This window comes from Bradyrhizobium sp. 187 (assembly GCF_023101005.1).
Classification (GTDB): domain Bacteria; phylum Pseudomonadota; class Alphaproteobacteria; order Rhizobiales; family Xanthobacteraceae; genus Bradyrhizobium; species Bradyrhizobium canariense_D.
Map to the genome: position 1 here is coordinate 7,691,801 of NZ_CP064693.1, position 18,761 is coordinate 7,710,561.

Consider the following 18,761-nt stretch of genomic DNA (forward strand, 5'->3'; position numbering starts at 1 on the left):
ATAGCCCGATGCACCGCCGAATCACCGGAAAGCTGGTTATCGCGACCCATAATCCCGGCAAGCTCGCCGAGATGAAGGAGCTACTCGCGCCTTACGGCATCGAAGCAGTGTCGGCCGGCGAGCTCGGCCTTCCCGAGCCGGAAGAAACCGGAAACGATTTCCGCAGCAATGCCGCGATCAAGGCGATCGCGGCGGCGCAGGCAACGAAGCTGCCGTCTTTCGCCGATGATTCCGGCATCGTGGTCGACGCGCTCGACGGCGCGCCCGGCATCTACTCGGCGCGCTGGGCCGGCCCGAACAAGGATTTTGCCGCAGCGATGGCGCAGATCGAGCGTCTGTTGCAGGAGCGCGGCGCGACCACGCCGGCCAAACGCAAGGCGCACTTCGTTTCCGCGCTCTGCGTTGCATGGCCCGACGATCATCTCGAAGAGGTCGAGGGGCGCGTCGACGGCACGCTGGTGTGGCCGCCGCGCGGCACCGCCGGCTTCGGCTACGACCCGATGTTTTTGCCCGACGGCCATAGCCGCACCTTCGGCGAGATGGAGAGCATCGAGAAGCACGGCCTGCCGCCGCTCGGTCTCGGCCTGTCGCATCGTGCCCGCGCCTTCGTGAAACTGGCGGAGATCTGCCTTGAGCCGCGCTAAGGAAGCCTTCGGCGTCTACGTGCACTGGCCGTTCTGCCTGTCGAAGTGCCCCTATTGCGACTTCAACAGCCACGTTCGCCACGCCCCGATCGACGAGCCGCGGTTTGCGTCAGCATTCGCGCGCGAAATCGCTGCGACCGCCGAGCGCGCGCCCGGACGCGAAGTCACCTCGATCTTTCTCGGCGGCGGTACGCCCTCGCTCATGCAGCCTGCAACCGTCGGCGCTGTGCTCGACGCCATCGGCAAGCACTGGACCGTGGCGAAAGACGTCGAAGTCACGCTGGAGGCAAACCCGACCAGCGTCGAGGCTACGCGCTTCGCCGGCTATCGCGCCGCCGGCGTCAACCGCGTCTCGCTCGGCGTGCAGGCGCTCGACGATGCCTCGCTGAAAGCGCTCGGCCGCATGCACAGCGCGCGCGAGGCCCTCGATGCCGTCGCTATCGCGCGCCGCTCGTTCGATCGCTATTCGTTCGACCTGATCTACGCCCGTCCCGACCAGACGCCGGCGATGTGGGCCGATGAATTGCGTCTCGCGATCGGCGAGGCGGCCGAGCATCTGTCGCTCTATCAATTGACGATCGAAGAAGGCACGCCGTTCTTCGGCCTACATCAAGCCGGCAAGCTGAAGACGCCGGATGAAGCGGTCGCACGCGCGCTCTACGACGTCACGCAGGAGACCTGCGACAGGCTCGGCCTGCCCGCCTACGAGATTTCAAATCACGCGCGGCGCGGCGCCGAGTGCCGGCACAATCTGGTCTACTGGCGCGGCGAAGAATATGCCGGCATCGGCCCCGGCGCCCATGGCCGCCTCGACATCGACGGTATCAGGCACGCGACCGCCACCGAGAAGCGCCCCGAAGCCTGGCTGATGCGGGTCGAGACCAACGGCCACGGCGTCGTCACCGACGATCTCCTCAACAGCGAAGAGCGCGCCGACGAATTCCTGCTTATGGGATTGCGCCTCGCCGAGGGCATCGACCCCGAGCGTTACAAAGCGCTCTCCGGCCGCTCACTCGATCCCAAGCGCATCACGCTGCTGAGCGAAGAAGGTGCAATCACGGTGGATGCAACGGGACGGCTGCGCGTGACGAGCAGCGGTTTTCCGGTGCTGGACGCGGTGGTCGCGGATCTCGCGGCGTAAAGTCTCTCCATCGTCGTCCTGGCGAAAGCCAGGACGACGTCGAGGAAACAGCTACGCCCCAAAGCTCTTCGGCGAGCCCGCGACCGCAACGCCGCCGCCGGTCGTGACCTTCATCACCGCCAAGCCCCGCTCATTGGTGCCGTCGGCGCGAAAGCGGAACAGGCCGTCGATGCCGGCAAAGCCGGAGGGATTGGTGAGCACGTCCGACGAAAAGCGCGTCGTGCCCTGCGTACGCGCCAGCGCGGCCACCAGGGCGACCGCATCATAGGCAAGCGTGGCGGTGCGCACGGGCTCGGCGCCATATTTGGTGCGATAGCGGCCGGAGAAGGCGCGGAAGCCGGCCGGGTCCGGCGCGGCGTAGAGGCCGCCTTGCAAGTTGGAGCTGGCATAGACGCGCGGACTGTCCCACAGGCCGGTGCCGAGCAGCTGGATATTGCGCAGATTCGCACCCGCCGCGCTCATCGCATCGGCGACCGAGACGACGGCGTCGCCATCATCGGCGATGAACAGCGCATCGGCGCTGCCGAGCTGCTGCGCCACGGTCCGGGCCGGCGTGGCGCGATCGGCGCCGTATTTCTCGAACGCGACGATGCGCCCTCCGCGGCGCGGCACCGCCGCCTTCACCGCGGCCTCGACCACATTGCCATAGGCATTGTCGGGCACGAGCACGGCGACGGAGCGCTTCCCGATGCTGGCGGAATATTCGACGATGCGGTTGACGTCGGACTCCGGCAGGAAGCTCAGCAGATAGACACCGCGGCCGGCGATGCTGGAATCGGTCGAGAACGCCATCACCGGGATGCCGCGCGTGCGCGCGATCTGCGCCACCGCAGGCACCGACTGCGCGAATAGCGGCCCCAGGATGATCTCGGCGCCCTCATCGACCGCCTGCTGCGCACTGGCCTGCGCGCCCTGCGGGCTACCATTGTCGTCCTTGATCAGGAGCTGGATGTTGGGATTCTGGAACTCGGCCAGCGCCATCTCGGCGGCGTTGCGCATCGACTGCGCGGCAAGGCCGGCATTGCCAGATGCCGACAGCGGCAGGATCACGGCAACCTTCACCCCGCCGGTGCCGGCGGTCGTCGCCTGTTGCGGCGGGCCGGCCGGCTGGGCCGGAGGCGGGGAGGAACTGCTGAACGGATTGGAGAACTGGCTCAGGCTCTGCTGCACGCCGGCGCAGGCCGACAGCAGCGGCGCGCCGAGCAACAGACCGAGCGCGCTTCGCCGCGTCGCCCCTGACATCAGGGGCCCCTGAACGGGAGACTCCTCCGAAAAGGAGGATCTGGGATCACGTGGGCCCGTCATGACAGTTTCTCTTCCGACCGACCGTCGCCAGCCGGTCACGACATTCTTTCCACGACACCGGCCATGGATTCAGGCATATTGTCGGCAAATAGTTAACTCAAACAAAAGGATAATGCCCGCTTAACGCGGCTTCCTTTCAAGTTCTGGCTAGCTGTCCGCCGTCCGTCACCCAGCATCAAGGCGGCGTTTCCGCCGCGAATATGGCGCTGACGCTTCATTCCCTGGGGAATGTGATGCCGAATGGATCACATTCCAGTCCTGCCTCGCCCCTTGCCTCGCCCAGGCACGATCTTTTTCCGGGGACCGGTTCCCAGCCCCGGGGATCATACCTAAGTTCGTCTGATTATGCGCGCAAAGCCGTCCCCGACAAACACACCTGAGACGACGGAGGCCGCCTCGCGCGGTTTCTCCGTCGACGCCCATCGGCTTGTCGCGCCGAAGGCCGCGCCTGGCCTGCACCTGGTGGCGACCCCCATCGGCAATCTCGGTGACATCACGCTGCGGGCGCTGCAGACCCTCGCCGGGGTCGACGTCATCGCCTGCGAGGACACCCGCATCACGCGGCGTCTGACCGAGCGCTACGACATCTCTGCGCAGCTCAAGCAGTATCACGAGCACAACGCTGAAGCGGCCCGTCCGAAGATCCTGGAGCGGCTTTCGCAGGGCGGCTCGATCGCGCTGGTGTCGGATGCCGGCACGCCGTTGATCTCGGACCCCGGCTACAAGCTGGTGCGCGAGGTCTGCGCCGCCGGCCACGCGGTCTACGCGCTGCCCGGCCCGTCCTCGGTGCTGGCGGCGCTATCGGTCGCAGCGCTGCCGACCGACCGCTTCTTCTTCGAAGGCTTTCTGCCTTCGAAATCCGCCGCGCGAAAGTCGCGCGTGGCCGAGCTTGCGCGCATCGATGCGACGCTGGTGATGTTCGATTCCGGCAACCGCGTGCAGGACACGCTCGCCGAGCTCGCCGAGATCATGGGGACCCGGGAAGCCGCGATTTGCCGCGAGCTGACCAAACTGCACGAGCAGATTTCGCGCGCGACGCTGCGTGAGCTGGCGCGCGATGCCGACACGCTGGAGACGCGCGGCGAATTCGTGCTGGTGATCGCTCCGCCTGCGGCGGATGCCGAGATGCTGACATCGGATGCGCTCGACGACGTCCTGCGTGAGCAGCTTGCCGCGAACAGCGTCAAGGATGCGGTGGCGCATGCGGTCGCCCTCTCGGGCCGGCCGCGCCGCGAGGTCTATGCCCGCGCGCTTGAGCTTGCCAAAGATCTGCGGGGCGGCGATGGCGAAGACTGACGTCCCGTCGGAACCGAAAATCGCCTCGCCCGAGCGCGTCGCCGCGTTCCACACCGGCATCTCTGCGGAAAGCCGCGCTGCGGCTTATCTCATGGCCAAGGGCTACCGCATCCTCGCCAAACGTTACCGCACGCCGCATGGCGAGATCGACATCGTGGCGCGCCGCCGCAATTTGATCGCCTTCGTCGAGGTCAAGGCGCGCGCGACGCTGGACGACGCCGCCTTCGCCGTGACGCCGCGCCAGCAGCAGCGCATCATCGATGCCGCGCAAGGCTGGCTCGTCGCGCATCCCGAGCATGCGGAATTTGAAATGCGATTCGATGCCATGCTGATTGCGCCGAAACGACTTCCACGCCATGTGTTGGCGGCATTCGACGCCTCGACCTGAAAGGCAGACCATGAAACTGAACGTCGCCGTCCAGATGGACCCCATCGCCCGCATCAACATCAAGGGCGATTCCACCTTTGCGCTGCTCCTGGAGGCGCAGAAGCGCGGCCACGGCCTGTCCTATTACACGCCCGACAAGCTCTCGATGGTCGGCGAGGAAATCGTCGCTCCGGTTCAGCTGCTCACCGTGCGCGACGAGCCCGGCAATCATTTCACCCTGGGCGAACCCAGGCGCGAGGCGCTCAACAGCTTCGACGTGGTGTTGCTGCGCCAGGATCCGCCGTTCGACCTCGCCTACATCACCTCGACGCACCTTCTCGAACGCATCCATCCGAAGACACTCGTCGTCAATGACCCCGCATCGGTGCGCAACGCGCCGGAAAAGCTGTTCGTGATGAACTTCCCGCAGCTGATGCCGCCGACGCTGATCTCGCGCGATCTCGACGAGATCAACGCCTTTCGCGACAGGCATGGCGCCGTCGTCATGAAGCCGCTGCACGGCCATGGCGGCGCTGCGGTGTTCCGCGTGATGCCGCAGGACATGAATTTCGGCTCGCTGTTCGACATGTTCTCGGTGACATTCAAGGAAGCCTGGGTGATCCAGCAGTTCATCCCCGAGGTGAAGCACGGCGACAAGCGCATCATCCTGATCAACGGCGAGTTCGCGGGCGCGGTGAATCGTGTCCCGGCCGCCGACGACCTCCGCTCCAACATGGTGCGCGGCGGCGCTGCGCAGGAGACCGAGCTCACGCCGCGCGAGCGCGAGATCTGCGCTACCGTCGGCCCGGCGCTGCGCGAGCGCGGGCTGTTGTTCGTCGGCATCGACGTCATCAACGGCAACCTCACCGAGATCAACGTGACCTCGCCGACCGGCATCCGCGCCATCGCGCGGCTCGGCGGACCGGACGTTGCCGCAAAGCTCTGGGACGTGATCGAGCAAAAGCGCGCGAAGTAGCCGCCGGCCCGTAGCCCGGATGGAGCGCAGCGAAATCCGGGATGCCACATCATGTTCAGCGGCCCCGGATTGCGCTTCGCTCCATCCAGGCTACGTAATGCATGCGCGGCATCACCCCACACACCACTAACCACCCATTCACCATGACGCCGCGCGCATCATTCGAACGCAGTGGCCGCACTGCGTGAAACTACGGGGCCGGTGGCCGACCGGCTAACGCGACGTTCACCATCTGCCGAAAGACCACAGCGCGGCCGTCGATCACATTCGGCCTCGCAACACCGCTTATACTTTTGCTGCCTACTCATCGATGTCGGGGAGCCCGCCAGGTGCGGTTCGAGTGCCCTGCGTAAGAGTAGAAGCGTATGAACACCGCACGCATTATCGTTCTCGTCATCGCACTGGGCGCCGGCGGCGTCGCTGCGTATCTGGCGAGCGGCTATGACAACAAGCCCGCGCCCGTTCTCCCCGTCGCCGAGAAGCTGCCGACGGTCGAGGTCCTGGTCGCCAAGAACGACATCCAGCTCGGTCAAGCCGTGAAGCCCGAGGACCTGCAATGGCAGCTCTGGCCGGCGGCGACCGCGAGCAGCGCCTTCATCCGCCGCGACAACAGGCCCGAGGCGCAGATCCAGATTGCAGGCTCGATCGCACGCGTGCCGTTGATGCAGGGCGAGCCAATCCGCGAGCAGAAGCTGGTCAGGGCCGACGGCTCCGGCTTCATGGCCGCGATCCTGCCGTCGGGCATGCGCGCCGTCTCCACCGAGATTTCAGCCGAGACTGCCGCCGGCGGCTTCATCCTGCCGAATGACCGCGTCGACATCATGCTGACCCGCCGCCTGAAGAATCCTGACGGGGCCGCCGGTAACGACCTCATCCTATCCGAAGCGATCCTGACCAATATCCGCGTGCTCGCGATCGACCAGGCGCCGAAGGAAAAGGACGGCCAGAACGCCGTCGTCGGCAGGACCGTCACGCTCGAGCTTAAACCCGACCAGGTCGCCGCGCTATCGGCAGCGCGCCAGGGCGGCACGCTGACACTCGCGCTGCGCAGCATCGTCGATGCCAACTCGGTCGACAGCACGCCCGAGGACCAGGCGAGCAAGCGGTCCGGCGGGGTCAACGTGATCCGCTACGGCGTACAGGCGCGGCAACTGACGTCACAGAAGTGATGGGGACATGATGAACTACGGGGATGATCGGACGGGCATGCGCATTCGGGGGAATCGCGCGCGCTCGTTCTGGACGGGGACGATGCTGACCCTGGGGCTCCTCGCAGCCCCCGATGTCGTCAGCGCCGCAGATGCGCCGGTCGGCGACCAGGCGCCGATGCAGGCAGCCGATCTCGATGTTTCGCCGGTCGGGACGATCGCGCCGGCGAAGACGCGCTTCCTGTCGCTCGGCGTCGGCAAGTCCGCCGTCATCGACCTGCCGCGCGACGTCAAGGACGTGCTGGTCGCCGATCCCAAGATCGCCAATGCCGTGATCCGCTCGGCCCAACGCGCCTATATCATCGGCGGACAGGTCGGCCAGACCAACGTCGTGTTCTTCGCCGCAGACGGCCAGCAGGTCGCCGCCTACGATATCGCGGTGAAGCGCGATCTCAACGGCATGCGCACGGCGCTGCGCCAGTCGCTGCCGGGCGTGCAGATCGAAGGCGTCGGCGACAGCGTGATGCTGACAGGCTCGGTATCGAGCCCGGTCGAGGCCCAGCAGGCCGGCGACGTCGCCGCGAAACTGGTCGGCGGCTCCGACAAGGTGGTCAATAACATCATCGTGCGCGGCCGCGACCAGGTGATGCTCAAGGTCGTCGTCGGCGAAGTGCGCCGCGATATCGTCAAGCAGTTGGGCGTCGATCTCAGCGCCAGTCTGAACGCCGGCACCGCGGTGGTGAACTTCAACAATTCCAACCCGTTCTCGGTCAGCGGCGGACCGATCGTCAGCAACAACGGATTAGGTGTCGCCGGTCTCACCAAAGGCTTCGCGACCGTCAGCGCCACGATGCGCGCGATGGAAAGTGCCGGTGTCATGCGCACGCTCGCCGAGCCGAGCCTGACCGCGATCTCCGGCGAATCCGCCACCTTCATCGCCGGCGGCGAATTCCCCATTCCCTCGGGCTATGCCTGCGATCCCGTCACCCACGTTTGCACCACCCAGATCACCTACAAGAAGTTCGGCATCTCCCTGAACTTCACCCCGGTCGTGCTGAGCGAGGGACGGATCAGCCTGCGGGTGATGACCGAGGTGTCCGAGCTGTCGAACCAAAGCGCCATCACGGTGACCCAGGCGCTGTCGTCGAGCTCGACCAACTCGATCACCATCCCCTCGATCCAGACCCGCCGCGCCGAAACGACGCTGGAAATTCCCTCGGGCGGCTCGATGGCCATGGCCGGCCTGATCCAGCAGCAGACCAAACAGGCGATCAACGGCCTGCCCGGCGTCGACCAGGTGCCGATCATCGGCGCGCTGTTCCGCAGCCAGGACTTCGTCAACAACGAAACCGAGCTGATGGTGATCGTGACGCCCTATGTGGTGCGCGCGGTGGCTCAGAAGGAGCTGTCCCGCCCCGACGACGGCTTCGCCCCGGCGTCTGACGCCCAGACGGCGCTGCTCGGTCGCATGAACCGCCTCTATGGCGTCGCGCGCCGCGTCGATCCGATCGCGGGCACGCCCGGCGATTTCGGCTTCATCATCGACTGACGACGAACGGACAGGTTGGGGAACGGGGCAAGAGACGGGGCACGAGGGGATGAAGCGATGACGAAGACCATGGCCGATCGACGTCGCGGGTTGAGCGTCGCGCTGGCACTGACGGGGCTCTCCGTCATGCTGGGCGCCTGCAACACCACCGGCGAGATCGTCACCCAGACGGTGCCGACCGACTATCGCCAGCGTCACCCGATCGCGGTCGAGGAAGCCAAGAAGTCGATCGTGATCTTCGTCGGCAAGGCTCGCGGCGGCCTCTCGGCCGCGCAGCACGCGGACGTCGCCGGCATTGCCCGGGACTGGGTGCGCGAAGGCACCGGCTCGGTCGTGGTCGACGTCCCGGTCAACGCGGCGAATTCGCGCGCGGCGGCGGCGACCTATCACGAGATCCGTTCCGTGCTCGCATCCGTCGGCGTGCCATCGCGTGCCATCGTCCAGCATCCCTATCGGCCCGAGGATCCAGGGCTGCTGCCCACCATCCGCCTGAGCTATTCCCGGATCGCCGCGGTCGCCGGCCCCTGCGGGCTGTGGCCGGAAGATATCGGCCCCTCCATCCTCGACCCCGGCTACAACGAGAACCGGCCCTATTTCAATCTGGGCTGCGCCAGCCAGCGCAACCTCGCGGCCATGATCGACAATCCGGCCGACCTGGAGCAGCCGCGGTCCGAGACGCCGGTCTATAACGCACGGCGTGACATGGCCTTCGAGCGCTATCGCAAGGGCACGCCGATCGCGAGCAGCAATCCAGACGCCGACAAGGCCAAACTCAGCGATACAGGCAGATGACACGCGTCCACGACGAAGAAGCGGACGATCCGCAGCACCCCGAGGAACACATTGCGCCGGTTCCTCGCATCTCCGTGCAAGCCTTTTGCGAGACCGCGCAGACGCTCGCCGCGGTGACCGCGGCCGGGCAGGATCGCCGTCTCGCCAAGGCGCATCTCACGGCCAAGGACGGTGGCCTCGCGGCGGCAATCGAAGTCTATGAAACGATGCCGACGCCGAACGTCATCGTGATCGAATCCGACGGCACCCGCGACATCCTCGAGGGCCTCGACGACCTCGCCGGCGTCTGCGATCCCGGCACCCGTGTGGTCGTGATCGGCAATCCCAACGACACCGCGCCCTATCGCGAGTTGGTCCGCCGCGGCGTCAACGACTATGTGGTGGGACCGGTCGAAACGCTCGACGTCGTCCGCTCGATCTGCAGCCTGTTCTCGGCGTCCGAAACCATCATCACCGGCCGCGTCATCGCGGTGGTCGGGGCCAAGGGCGGTGTCGGTGCCTCCACCGTCGCGCACAATGTGGCCTGGACCATCGCCCGCGACCTCGCGCTCGATTCCGTCGTGATCGATCTCGACCTCGCCTTCGGCACCGCGGGTCTCGACTACAACCAGGACCCGGTGCAAGGCATCGCCAATGCGGTGCTGTCGCAGGATCGGCCGGACACGGCCCTGATAGAGCGTCTGCTCTCCAAATGCACCGAGCGTCTCAGCCTGCTTGCTGCGCCCGCCACCCTTGACCGCGTCTACGATTTCGGCGCGGAGGCCTTTGACGCGGTGTTCGACACGCTGCGCATGACCACGCCCTGCATCGTGCTCGATGTTCCCCATCAATGGTCGGGCTGGACCCGTCGCGCGCTGGTCAACGCGGACGACATCGTCATCGTGGCCGAGCCCGATCTTGCGAACCTGCGCAACACCAAGAACATGCTGAACGTCTTGAAGGCGGCGCGGCCGAACGACCGGCCGCCGCTCTACTGCATCAACCAGGTCGGCATGCCCAAGCGGGCGGAGATCGAGGTCAAGGCCTTCGCCAAGACCATGGAGAGCCAGCCGATCGCGGTGATCCCGTTCGATTCGAAGCTGTTCTCGACCGCGGCCAACAACGGCCAGATGATCGCGGAGGTCTCCAAGAGCCACCGCACCACCGAGCTGTTCCAGAACATGGCGAACCGCCTCGCCGGGCGGGGCGAAGTGAAGAAGCCGAAGCGCTCGCTGCTCGGGCCGCTGCTGAAGAAGCTGAAGGGCAGGTCGGGTCGCGGGTCAGCCCCGCATCGCAAGGCATCCTGAGCAAGGCGTTCTGAGCAAGGCGTTCGGACCAAGGCTTCCTGACACGGCATCCTGACGCGCGCGAGCGAGTTACTTCTCCGCCCGCTGCTGCTTCTTCACCAGCAACTGCCGCAGCGCCGTGACCTTGGCCGCCGCCTGATCCGGCGGCAGGTCCGCCTTCACGATGGCTTCGGCCTCGGCCTGCTTTCCTTCGAGTCCCAGCACGAGCGCGAGATTGGCGCGCACGCGGAAATCGGCGGGATTGCGCTCGTGCGCCCGGCGCATCGTTTCCTCAGCCCGCGGCAGATTGTTCTGCAGCATGTAGGACAGTCCGAGATTGGACAGCACCGACGGCTCGTCCGGCACGATCTTCAGCGCGGCGGCGTAATATTGCTGCGCCTCCTCGTTGCGACCGAGCTGATCGAGCGCGGCGCCTTGCGCCGACAGGATATGCCAGTCGGGATCCTCGGGCGAATGCGCGCGGCCGAGGACGTCGAACGCCTGCTGGAAACTGCCGCTGTCGGCGAGCGCACGGCCGTAGCCGGCGAGCAGCGCCTTGTTGCTGGAATGGGCGAGCACGGCCTGCTCCAGCACCGCGAGCGCCTGCGCGCGCTGGCCGGTCTGGCGCAACGCCTTGCCGTATTCGAGCGCGACGTTGGGATCGCCAGGCTTGGCGCGATAGCGCTCGCGCAGCGCATCCATGTCCGGCTTCACGTCCGGCTTGGCCTCGGCCCTGCCAGCCGTGTCCGACTTTCCGCCGAGCGCGCCGGTGATGTCCTCGATGCCGGTTGTCTGACAGCCGCCGAGGGCCAGGATCAGAAGCGCGGAAAACAGATATCTCGCCGGAAGAGAGGCGACGGACAAACGCTTGGACATACTCTGATCACTCGGCGACTGATCAGAGATGCTTACCGATTAACGCTAAAGTCCCGTTAAGGCGGGGCGCTTCCGAAAGCTCAGTCGGTGAATTCAGCGCCGAACTCGCAGCCGATGCGCCAGCGCAGGCGGCACTGCCGGGAATAGTCGGGCGCGAAGATGATGGTGAATTGCGGCGGCACTTCCAGAAATTCCGCCACGACTTTCACGCCGCCATCCGAAATATCCGTGATCGTGCAGTCCCGCGGCAGCGAACCCGCGCCAAAATGAATCTTGGCGAGCCGCGTGCACATCCGTCGTTCGCTTCTCCGGCGATTTGCAAGCATTTGAATTGTTCACCCGTTAGACCACGGCCCATCCCGCACCCCTAGGAGTAGCGGACATTCGTTGGAATGTGCTGAGCAGAGCAGCTTGCATTCGAGGCGTAGTGTCTTCGTCGTGTTTACGATTGGTTAGGACCTTCCGGCGCCCCTCGACCCGTTCCTGTATTGTTCTTGCAAGAATTGGCCCGCTCTGCTACCCCTAATTGTGCAAAAGGGCAGGCTGGTTCGGGCATGGTTCAGCGGGTTTCTACCGTCGCCTTTGAGGGGATCGAGGCCCGCGCGGTCGACGTGCAGGTGCAGGTCGCGCCCGGTCTGCCGGCCTTCGCCATTGCAGGGTGTGAATGCCAAGGCTATAGGGCCTCGGTGGACGGCATCACACGGAGAATGCAATGGAATTGGGGAACTTGGCTACCATCGTAGCACTGCGGACCACCGTCAAACTCGCATGGACCATAGCTCGGGCAGCACAGGCCCTAGGAGCCCTTGGGGAGCGTCTGGAGAGCGCGGTGGAGCGTCAGGCGCATCGGAGGCAAGTGGACATTGCCGACGTGCTGGAGCCCTTGATTGCCGACGCCAAGGCCTGAGACAGACACATGGACGCCCCTGTGCGCACGGAGGCCCTAACCAAGGCCTACTCTTACGTCCGGTTCTCGACACCATCGCAAGCTGCTGGGGCCAGCCTTCAGCGCCAGACCGACAAGGCGAAGAAGTATGCGCTTGATCACGGGTTGGTGCTGGACACCGAGCTGAACATGACAGACCTCGGTGTGTCGGCTTACCGGGGAAAGAACGCGCACACAGGGGCACTCGGAGGTTTTCTCAAAGCTGTTGAGGCGGGATACGTAGCACGCGGCAGCTACCTGCTGATTGAGAACATGGACCGGCTCTCACGCGCTGACATCGTCACAGCGCAGGGACTGTTCCTCCAGCTGGTTGGAAGCGGCATCAACCTTGTGACACTCACGAACGAAGAAACGTACTCAGCCGAGCGCTTCCAGAGGGAGCCCGAGGCCATCTTCTTGGTCGTACTGGAGCTGATCCGGGCGAACAAGGAAAGCGTGCGAAAGGGACAGTTGGTCGGTGACGCTAAGGCGCGGAAAAAGCAGCGGCTTGCCGAGAACGGACTGGAGGGCAAACCATACACGCGACAGACACCCGCGTGGCTCACGTGGTCCGACAAGGAAGGACGCTACAAACTGATCCCTGAGCGAGCGGACATCGTGCGAGAGATGTTTGAGCGGATGGACAAGGGTGATGGGCTTACGCGGATTGCCAGAGACCTCAATCAACGTGGTGTCGCGACATGGGCGCGCAGCGGGAACCAAAGGACCGCTGATCACTGGCGCACTAGCTACATCAGGAAGGTGCTCAGCAGCTCGGCACCCATAGGCACCTTCACACCGCACACCACGACCCACGATGAAGCTACGAGGGCACGCCGCGACGAGCCTATGGCCCCGGTGGAGAACCTGTTCCCTGCTGCGGTTGATGCAGACACTTACTGGCGTGTGAACCGCAAGCTGAGCACCAAGGCGGCCCGAGGACGCAACGCCAAACAGCCACCGAAGTCCATCGTGTCAGGCATCATCTTCTGCGCCACGTGCGGTCATTCCGTCACTCGGGTGGCCAAGGGTGACTACGTCTACCTCGTGTGCTCGCGAGCCAACATGAAGGCTGCGGGCTGTGACTACAAGGCTGTGCGGTATGACACGGTAGAAATGGCACTCCGGGAGAACGCACGCCATCTCATCAAAGAGGCGCCACGCGGAAAGAGCACTACCGCTCTTGAGAAGCAAATCGAGGAACTACAGGCCAATGCTGACCGCGTACAGCAATGGGTCTTTGATTTGATTGATCTGGCTGCACGCGACAGAAGCCCCAGCGCGAGCCAACGACGAGCGAATGCAGAGCGGGAACTTAAGGCCATACAGAAGCAGCTGCGGGACCTCAGAGCACAGAGGGACACCATGACCACCGCAAGCGTTAAGGACAGGCTCAAGGCTGTTGAGCACGTGCTGACCCAGAGCAGCGATGTGACGGAGACCAATGCAACCCTGCGGGATGCCATGCGGCGCGTGGTGCTTGATCCTGTGCAGGGACACCTTTGGATCAGGTGGCATCACTCGGAGGAGATACAGGACGTCCCGTGCGGCACGCGGCACATGGACTGGGCGGAGATGCGAGAGACGACACCACCGATGCATGCGCTGTTCCCCGAGAAGGCCGCAGCTGACACCAACGGACAATAAGAAACCGAGACTATGAAGCACCAACTCAGCAAGATTAAGCCACTGGACACCGTGAAGGCCTTGCAGGCGGCCGAGGCCGAACTGGAGAGACCTGAGAACACCGTAGGACCTGTGTACGTCCGCGCGGCACCGCAGGACATCGTGGAGCGCTTGGAGCTGTTTCAGCCACGCAGACCCGGTTGGGGAACACGAACGCTGGAGACGAGCCACGTCAACAATCTTAAGGCCCGCATCATCCGCAAGGGTGAGCTGGACCCGCCGCTAGTCGTGAAGCTGGCCGGAAGATGGACGGTTGTTGATGGCCACCACCGCCTTGCAGCCTATGCCAAGGCCAAGCACACCGCTCCGATCAAGTGCGAGTGGTTTGCGGGCACGGTGAGAGAGGCGATGGACGCCAGCCTCAGCCGGAATGAGAAGACGCATCTCAGGGTGGACCAAGGGGACAAGTGGGAAGCTGCGTGGCTACGAACGCAACTGGATTGGGACGGTGATGGCTGGACTAGCAGCAAGCAACAGGTCGTCACGCTCACGGGCTGTGGTGAGGGCACTGTCGCCAAGATGCGCCAAGCGTTCAAACGACACTACAACTACAGCCGACATGGTGAGCACCACGCCATCGGCGAGAAGCTCCACAACACGCTCGGGCCTGATCTACGCGTTCATACCTGGTGGAAGGTCAACAGGGTCCTGCTGGACCTAAGCCCCAAGGAGTTTGACGCTAACGAAGCGGCGGCCAAGCTCTCAGGGCAACTGACCCGCAAAATGACCACCAAGCTCTCTGAGGACCCCGAGGTGACCGCGCAGGCCCTGTGGCTCTATGACCGCGATACGTATCCCAAGCTCCTTGAGGCCATGCAGCAGCATCTGAGGAGCCAGCTGGACGCCGAAAGGGCCGAGGTGGACCAAGGGGGCTATGGCGGTCTTGAAGATGATGATTGATGGTTATCGGACCTGAGTGGCTCCAGAGCCATCACAGGGAGCCCGCGCCGAGCCTCGGGTGTGCATTTAGGACCCCGTAGGTATGCAGCTGCACAGGGCCTAAATGGGCTGAAATGAACCAATCAGCGAGCTAGTTCAACGAGTTAAGGGATTTTCCCCAGACAGGCAGTACTTTTCCGAGCCTATCAGTTTATGACAGAAGAGGAAGCGGCCCGGTGACGTTTGAACGCTGGCACATGAGACCCCTTACGAAGCCGTCACTGCTGACAGGGGAAGGTCTCTTGGAGCGCAGCCAAGGCCATCACGCCGGCAGAACGATGCAGGTTTTCAGGATGGCGCTGAAGGTATGTGACAACAACGCGGACGAGTTGCACACCTGTGCTCTCTGGAGGAGTGCACACGCCTAACAAGCGGCCACGGTGCTGTTCGTCCGCAACGACCGTGAGCTGCTGGAGACCAGTGATGAAGCCCCAGCACTCCCATACACCGGGAGAGGACGCCTGAAGCGAAAACCCCTGATTGCCAGACGGACGGTAGGCCCGCAGGAACTGCTCACAGGAACCTTGCAACTCGTTAGCGGCGTCCATGCAGTAAGCCGAGGGCGTCCAGCAGAGGACAGCAAGCAACACCAGCAATACGAAACGCATCTCTATCCCCAGCCCTTGGCGACTGCAAACTACACAGGGACCACCCGAGGCTCAAGAACAGCAAAGCCATGAAGGTGCCACGCCAGAGCCGTGAGCTTGGTGGCGGTTGGAGGCTTTAAGTTCGATGTTTGAAGCTGGGGAGCAAGGTCGATTTAAAATGGGACCCCGGTAGCCAGATGGGACCCAAAATGGATACGAGCCACCGCGCCTAGCCCCTCTCAGGCGGCGGCAAGTCGTTCGATCACCTCGCCAACACGCGAGAAGGGCACGGGCACCGCGCCGACTTGAAGCAGGTTCAGATCCTCGGGTGACCAGTCATCTTCGTCATCGAAAACGATGCGTTGAATGATCCGGGGGTCTCCCATCGCTTGGACATCGAGATTTGCGACGACCCGAGCGTTTACGGAAGATGCATCGTTGGAAACAGGGTCGATGATAAGGCGCCGTTCATGATCCAAGTCGATGACGTTGGCGAACCTATGCTGCTTGTTACTATTGCCTACCACGGAAGCATTGTGGTGCACCCGGTCGTCAAAGCGCTTCTCAAGGAAGTCAGACAATAACGCCTTGAAGTCCCGAGTTCGTTTGATTTTCACGTGATCATACAGCCAGCGAGCGACCTCCTGAGAAGCGTTGGCCACAAGCACAATCGCCAGAGGGGCAGCAGCGATGGGCACAGGCTTCGTGTGGATTATACCGGCCTTCAGGATCAAGCCATGGTCCTTGACCAGCCGTGCGAGCGAACGATCATAGTCCTTGACTGCTATACCGGCACTCAGAGCTTCACCAAAAGCGCCGCCCTCGTCAGAGGCAACAATGGTCTCTTCACCGCCTCGAACTGTGACTTGGACCAACCCGTTCGACGGATACATGCAATGCGTGGTCGCTACGATCCCATCGTGAACGCACTTGACCGACGCGAGCTGGGACAGCCCGTGCTGTGCGACCTCAAGGATTTTGCCATTGGCAGTCATAGCAACTCGCTCGGCTCCGGGAGGCTGATTTGATGCCCTCCTGGTAAAGAAACTATATTGGTATCAGCACAGAACCAACGCAAAATCGCGTCGAATGTTCTACCGGGCTCGCTGTAAGGCACCGCGTCGTGAAGCTCTGGAGGCTTGGTTACGCCACGGAAGAAGCGCTGGTTGACCGACCATGAGTGATAGTGAGGCCCTGTGACCAAGAGAGGCACTAAGCCCGCCGTATAGCCGTCCAGAGAGTTAGGGTGGGTCTCATCGGTGTAATCGAGGCGGCAAAGCGGGCCGGGCATAAGGATGCTGAGGCGGAACTTCAAGTCACGCTGCCGAGGGAAGCCAACCACCATCAGCTGCCCGCGTAGCTCCCCGCCGACCTCCAAGGGATACTTCATGAAGACTTCGTGGACACTGAAGCCCGGCGCCCACGTCGGGGCCTTGTCATACCCGATGATGCGCTTTGGGGCCGCCATATAGGCGGTAATAGCAGCAACAGTTTCGTCGTTGGTCGCCATACCCACATGGTTGTGGCATCAGCCAGCTTCACGCAACGGGCAAGTCGCAGGCTGCGGAACTACATAACAGAAAAAGATACGATCAGCCGCCCTTCACTGCTGCCGTCACCTCGGCAGAGGCTGGCCGTTTAAGCCCGCATTTTGAAGCGGATAGGCCGGGAGCGGCTAGAATAGGGTCCGGTGTCCGATATGGGACCCAAACATTTCGACGAAAGTCGAATACGCGGACATCGGATTTGGCATTGACGACCCACGTTGGCGATCGTCGGTCTCCCGGACAAGGCGGTGTCGGAGGCGCGCGAGCGGGTCCGCTCGGCGCTGATCGCCTCGGGGCTGGCGCTGCCGGCGCGGCGGATCACCGTCAATCTCGCGCCCGCCGATTTGCCCAAGGAGGGCAGCCATTATGACCTGCCGATCGCGCTCGGCCTGATGGGGGCGATCGGCGCGATCCCTCCGGATGCGCTGTCCGGCTTCACCGTTCTGGGCGAGCTTGGCCTCGACGGATCGATCGCGCCGGTGGCCGGTGTTCTTCCCGCCGCGATCGGCGCCAATGTGCGCGAGGAGGGGCTGATTTGTCCGGCGGCTTGCGGCTCGGAAGCGGCATGGGCGAGCCCGGACATCCAGATCATCGCCGCAAGTTCGCTGATCCAGATAGCCAACCATTTCAAGGGAACGCAGGTGCTGTCGCGGCCTGTGCCGAAGGTGCATGAAGCAGCAAGCTCGCCGCTCGACCTGCGCGACATCAAGGGCCAGGAGAGCGCCAAGCGGGCGCTGGAGATCGCGGCCGCCGGCGGCCATCACCTGCTGATGATCGGCGCGCCCGGCGCCGGCAAATCGATGCTGGCGGCACGCCTGCCCTCGATCCTGCCGCCGCTGTCACCGGGCGAGTTGCTCGAGGTCTCGATGATCGCCTCTGTTGCCGGCGAGATCGAGGGCGGCGCACTGACGGCGCGGCGGCCGTTTCGCTCGCCGCATCATTCCGCCAGCATGGCTGCGCTCACCGGCGGCGGCATGCGCGCCCGGCCCGGCGAGATCTCGCTCGCGCATCAGGGCGTGCTGTTCCTCGACGAGCTCCCCGAATTCGATCCGCGCGTGCTGGATTCGCTGCGCCAGCCGCTGGAGAACGGCGAGGTCTCGGTGTCCCGCGCCAATCACCGCGTCACCTATCCCGCACGCTTCATGCTGGTCGCGGCGATGAATCCCTGCCGCTGCGGCAATGCGTTCGAGCCCGGCTATGCCTGCAAGCGCGGCCGCATCGATCGCTGCACGGGCGACTACCAGGCCCGCATCTCGGGGCCGCTGATGGACCGCATCGATTTGCGCATCGAGGTTCCCGCGGTGACCGCGGCCGATTTGATCCTGCCGCCGCCCGCAGAGGGCTCGGCCGAAGTCGCCGCGCGCGTGGCGGCGGCGCGGGATATCCAGCTCGCCCGCTACGCGGACGCCGGCCTGCCGAAGGTTCGCACCAATGCCGAAGCGCCGGCCTCGGTGCTGGAGGAGATTGCCAAACCGGATGCGCAAGGCCAGAAGCTGCTGCGCGACGCCGCCGAGACCATGCGGCTGTCGGCGCGCGGCTATCACCGCGTGTTGCGGGTGGCGCGCACGCTGGCCGATCTCGATCATGCGGACAGGATCGGCCGGCTGCATCTCGCCGAGGCCTTGTCCTACCGCGCACTCGCGGAGGATGTGCGCCAGATCGCCTGACCGATACGCCCGCGGCATCTTCCTGACGAACAGCACGTTCCCCGAGAGTGA

Annotated in this window: 18 protein-coding genes and 2 pseudogenes; 14 read left to right on the plus strand and 6 right to left on the minus strand. The window is 64.3% G+C overall.

What is annotated here, in order from left to right; genetic code table 11:
- Positions 1-8 precede the first annotated feature (8 nt).
- A complete protein-coding gene (rdgB, locus tag IVB19_RS36920; RefSeq protein WP_018459609.1) occupies positions 9-644 on the plus strand; it encodes an RdgB/HAM1 family non-canonical purine NTP pyrophosphatase in 636 nt (211 codons plus the stop codon).
- The gene (hemW, locus tag IVB19_RS36925; protein WP_018459610.1) at positions 631-1,785 is read left to right on the plus strand and encodes a radical SAM family heme chaperone HemW; all 1,155 of its coding nucleotides are present in this window, start codon (positions 631-633) and stop codon (positions 1,783-1,785) included. Before rdgB ends, hemW begins: the two co-directional genes overlap by 14 nt.
- A 51-nt stretch (positions 1,786-1,836) precedes the next feature.
- Here the strand turns inward: hemW and IVB19_RS36930 are convergent, their stop codons facing one another.
- Positions 1,837-3,090 (minus strand): penicillin-binding protein activator, encoded by a 1,254-nt coding sequence (locus IVB19_RS36930; RefSeq protein ID WP_026233852.1) that lies wholly within the window; start codon positions 3,088-3,090, stop codon positions 1,837-1,839.
- Between the two features lie 345 nt (positions 3,091-3,435).
- Between IVB19_RS36930 and rsmI the strand changes: the two genes are divergently transcribed.
- The 7 genes from rsmI to IVB19_RS36965 all read left to right on the plus strand — a co-directional run bounded on the left by rsmI (position 3,436) and on the right by IVB19_RS36965 (position 10,504).
- Positions 3,436-4,386, plus strand: a complete 951-nt coding sequence (gene rsmI / locus IVB19_RS36935; protein WP_018459612.1) for a 16S rRNA (cytidine(1402)-2'-O)-methyltransferase — start codon at positions 3,436-3,438, stop codon at positions 4,384-4,386.
- Positions 4,373-4,774, plus strand: coding sequence for a YraN family protein (locus IVB19_RS36940; protein WP_018459613.1), 402 nt, complete (start codon positions 4,373-4,375; stop codon positions 4,772-4,774). The genes rsmI and IVB19_RS36940 overlap by 14 nt, the downstream gene beginning before the upstream one ends.
- 10 nt (positions 4,775-4,784) lie before the next feature.
- Entirely contained in the window at positions 4,785-5,729 is a 945-nt protein-coding gene (gene gshB / locus IVB19_RS36945; protein ID WP_018459614.1) for a glutathione synthase, read from the plus strand.
- Between the two features lie 365 nt (positions 5,730-6,094).
- The gene (gene cpaB / locus IVB19_RS36950) at positions 6,095-6,898 is read left to right on the plus strand and encodes a Flp pilus assembly protein CpaB (RefSeq protein ID WP_085349267.1); all 804 of its coding nucleotides are present in this window, start codon (positions 6,095-6,097) and stop codon (positions 6,896-6,898) included.
- 10 nt (positions 6,899-6,908) lie between these two features.
- Positions 6,909-8,426 (plus strand): type II and III secretion system protein family protein, encoded by a 1,518-nt coding sequence (locus IVB19_RS36955; RefSeq protein ID WP_026233853.1) that lies wholly within the window; start codon positions 6,909-6,911, stop codon positions 8,424-8,426.
- Positions 8,427-8,483: 57 nt separating this feature from the next.
- Complete coding sequence (locus tag IVB19_RS36960) at positions 8,484-9,218, plus strand: CpaD family pilus assembly protein (RefSeq protein WP_018459617.1); 735 nt, start codon at positions 8,484-8,486, stop codon at positions 9,216-9,218.
- Positions 9,215-10,504: a CpaE/TadZ family protein gene (locus tag IVB19_RS36965; protein WP_018459618.1), complete on the plus strand. Its 1,290-nt coding sequence runs from the start codon at positions 9,215-9,217 to the stop codon at positions 10,502-10,504. The genes IVB19_RS36960 and IVB19_RS36965 overlap by 4 nt, the downstream gene beginning before the upstream one ends.
- Before the next feature lie 69 nt (positions 10,505-10,573).
- Here IVB19_RS36965 and IVB19_RS36970 read toward each other — a convergent pair whose 3' ends face one another.
- A complete protein-coding gene (locus IVB19_RS36970) occupies positions 10,574-11,359 on the minus strand; it encodes a tetratricopeptide repeat protein (RefSeq protein ID WP_018459619.1) in 786 nt (261 codons plus the stop codon).
- 80 nt (positions 11,360-11,439) lie between these two features.
- On the minus strand, positions 11,440-11,685 hold the full coding sequence (locus IVB19_RS36975; RefSeq protein ID WP_007598461.1) for a PilZ domain-containing protein: 246 nt from the start codon (positions 11,683-11,685) through the stop codon (positions 11,440-11,442).
- A gap of 228 nt (positions 11,686-11,913) precedes the next feature.
- Here IVB19_RS36975 and IVB19_RS40855 point away from each other — a divergent pair.
- From IVB19_RS40855 to IVB19_RS36990, 4 genes and pseudogenes are all read left to right on the plus strand, one after another.
- Positions 11,914-12,018: pseudogene (locus IVB19_RS40855) on the plus strand (ATP-binding protein); the annotation flags it as partial.
- Between the two features lie 53 nt (positions 12,019-12,071).
- Positions 12,072-12,266, plus strand: coding sequence for a hypothetical protein (locus tag IVB19_RS36980; protein WP_247820852.1), 195 nt, complete (start codon positions 12,072-12,074; stop codon positions 12,264-12,266).
- Between the two features lie 9 nt (positions 12,267-12,275).
- Positions 12,276-13,931: a recombinase family protein gene (locus IVB19_RS36985; protein WP_247523076.1), complete on the plus strand. Its 1,656-nt coding sequence runs from the start codon at positions 12,276-12,278 to the stop codon at positions 13,929-13,931.
- 12 nt (positions 13,932-13,943) lie between these two features.
- Positions 13,944-14,870 (plus strand): ParB/RepB/Spo0J family partition protein, encoded by a 927-nt coding sequence (locus IVB19_RS36990; protein ID WP_247820853.1) that lies wholly within the window; start codon positions 13,944-13,946, stop codon positions 14,868-14,870.
- 257 nt (positions 14,871-15,127) lie between these two features.
- On the opposite strand, the gene IVB19_RS36995 is transcribed toward IVB19_RS36990, so the two are convergent.
- The 3 genes from IVB19_RS36995 to IVB19_RS37005 form a co-directional block, all read right to left on the minus strand.
- Positions 15,128-15,517, minus strand: coding sequence for a Rap1a/Tai family immunity protein (locus IVB19_RS36995; protein ID WP_247820854.1), 390 nt, complete (start codon positions 15,515-15,517; stop codon positions 15,128-15,130).
- Positions 15,518-15,735: 218 nt separating this feature from the next.
- Positions 15,736-16,491 carry a hypothetical protein gene (locus IVB19_RS37000; RefSeq protein ID WP_247820855.1) on the minus strand — a complete coding sequence of 252 codons (756 nt, stop codon included), beginning with the start codon at positions 16,489-16,491 and terminating at the stop codon, positions 15,736-15,738.
- A complete protein-coding gene (locus tag IVB19_RS37005) occupies positions 16,488-17,006 on the minus strand; it encodes a hypothetical protein (protein ID WP_247523072.1) in 519 nt (172 codons plus the stop codon). The genes IVB19_RS37000 and IVB19_RS37005 overlap by 4 nt, the downstream gene beginning before the upstream one ends.
- A gap of 249 nt (positions 17,007-17,255) precedes the next feature.
- On the opposite strand from IVB19_RS37005, the pseudogene IVB19_RS37010 reads away from it, so the two are divergent.
- A pseudogene (locus IVB19_RS37010) lies at positions 17,256-18,710 on the plus strand (YifB family Mg chelatase-like AAA ATPase); the annotation flags it as partial.
- Positions 18,711-18,761 lie beyond the last annotated feature (51 nt).

Excerpts from the sequence above, each read along its gene's own strand:
- rdgB (WP_018459609.1), top strand. The coding sequence starts at position 9 with ATGCACCGCCGAATCACCGGAAAGCTGGTTATCGCGACCCATAATCCC.
- IVB19_RS36930 (WP_026233852.1), bottom strand. The coding sequence starts at position 3,090 with ATGACGGGCCCACGTGATCCCAGATCCTCCTTTTCGGAGGAGTCTCCC.
- rsmI (WP_018459612.1), top strand. The coding sequence starts at position 3,436 with ATGCGCGCAAAGCCGTCCCCGACAAACACACCTGAGACGACGGAGGCC.
- IVB19_RS36940 (WP_018459613.1), top strand. The coding sequence starts at position 4,373 with ATGGCGAAGACTGACGTCCCGTCGGAACCGAAAATCGCCTCGCCCGAG.
- gshB (WP_018459614.1), top strand. The coding sequence starts at position 4,785 with ATGAAACTGAACGTCGCCGTCCAGATGGACCCCATCGCCCGCATCAAC.
- cpaB (WP_085349267.1), top strand. The coding sequence starts at position 6,095 with ATGAACACCGCACGCATTATCGTTCTCGTCATCGCACTGGGCGCCGGC.
- IVB19_RS36955 (WP_026233853.1), top strand. The coding sequence starts at position 6,909 with ATGAACTACGGGGATGATCGGACGGGCATGCGCATTCGGGGGAATCGC.
- IVB19_RS36960 (WP_018459617.1), top strand. The coding sequence starts at position 8,484 with ATGACGAAGACCATGGCCGATCGACGTCGCGGGTTGAGCGTCGCGCTG.
- IVB19_RS36965 (WP_018459618.1), top strand. The coding sequence starts at position 9,215 with ATGACACGCGTCCACGACGAAGAAGCGGACGATCCGCAGCACCCCGAG.
- IVB19_RS36970 (WP_018459619.1), bottom strand. The coding sequence starts at position 11,359 with ATGTCCAAGCGTTTGTCCGTCGCCTCTCTTCCGGCGAGATATCTGTTT.
- IVB19_RS36975 (WP_007598461.1), bottom strand. The coding sequence starts at position 11,685 with ATGCTTGCAAATCGCCGGAGAAGCGAACGACGGATGTGCACGCGGCTC.
- IVB19_RS36980 (WP_247820852.1), top strand. The coding sequence starts at position 12,072 with ATGGAATTGGGGAACTTGGCTACCATCGTAGCACTGCGGACCACCGTC.
- IVB19_RS36985 (WP_247523076.1), top strand. The coding sequence starts at position 12,276 with ATGGACGCCCCTGTGCGCACGGAGGCCCTAACCAAGGCCTACTCTTAC.
- IVB19_RS36990 (WP_247820853.1), top strand. The coding sequence starts at position 13,944 with ATGAAGCACCAACTCAGCAAGATTAAGCCACTGGACACCGTGAAGGCC.
- IVB19_RS36995 (WP_247820854.1), bottom strand. The coding sequence starts at position 15,517 with ATGCGTTTCGTATTGCTGGTGTTGCTTGCTGTCCTCTGCTGGACGCCC.
- IVB19_RS37000 (WP_247820855.1), bottom strand. The coding sequence starts at position 16,491 with ATGACTGCCAATGGCAAAATCCTTGAGGTCGCACAGCACGGGCTGTCC.
- IVB19_RS37005 (WP_247523072.1), bottom strand. The coding sequence starts at position 17,006 with ATGGCGACCAACGACGAAACTGTTGCTGCTATTACCGCCTATATGGCG.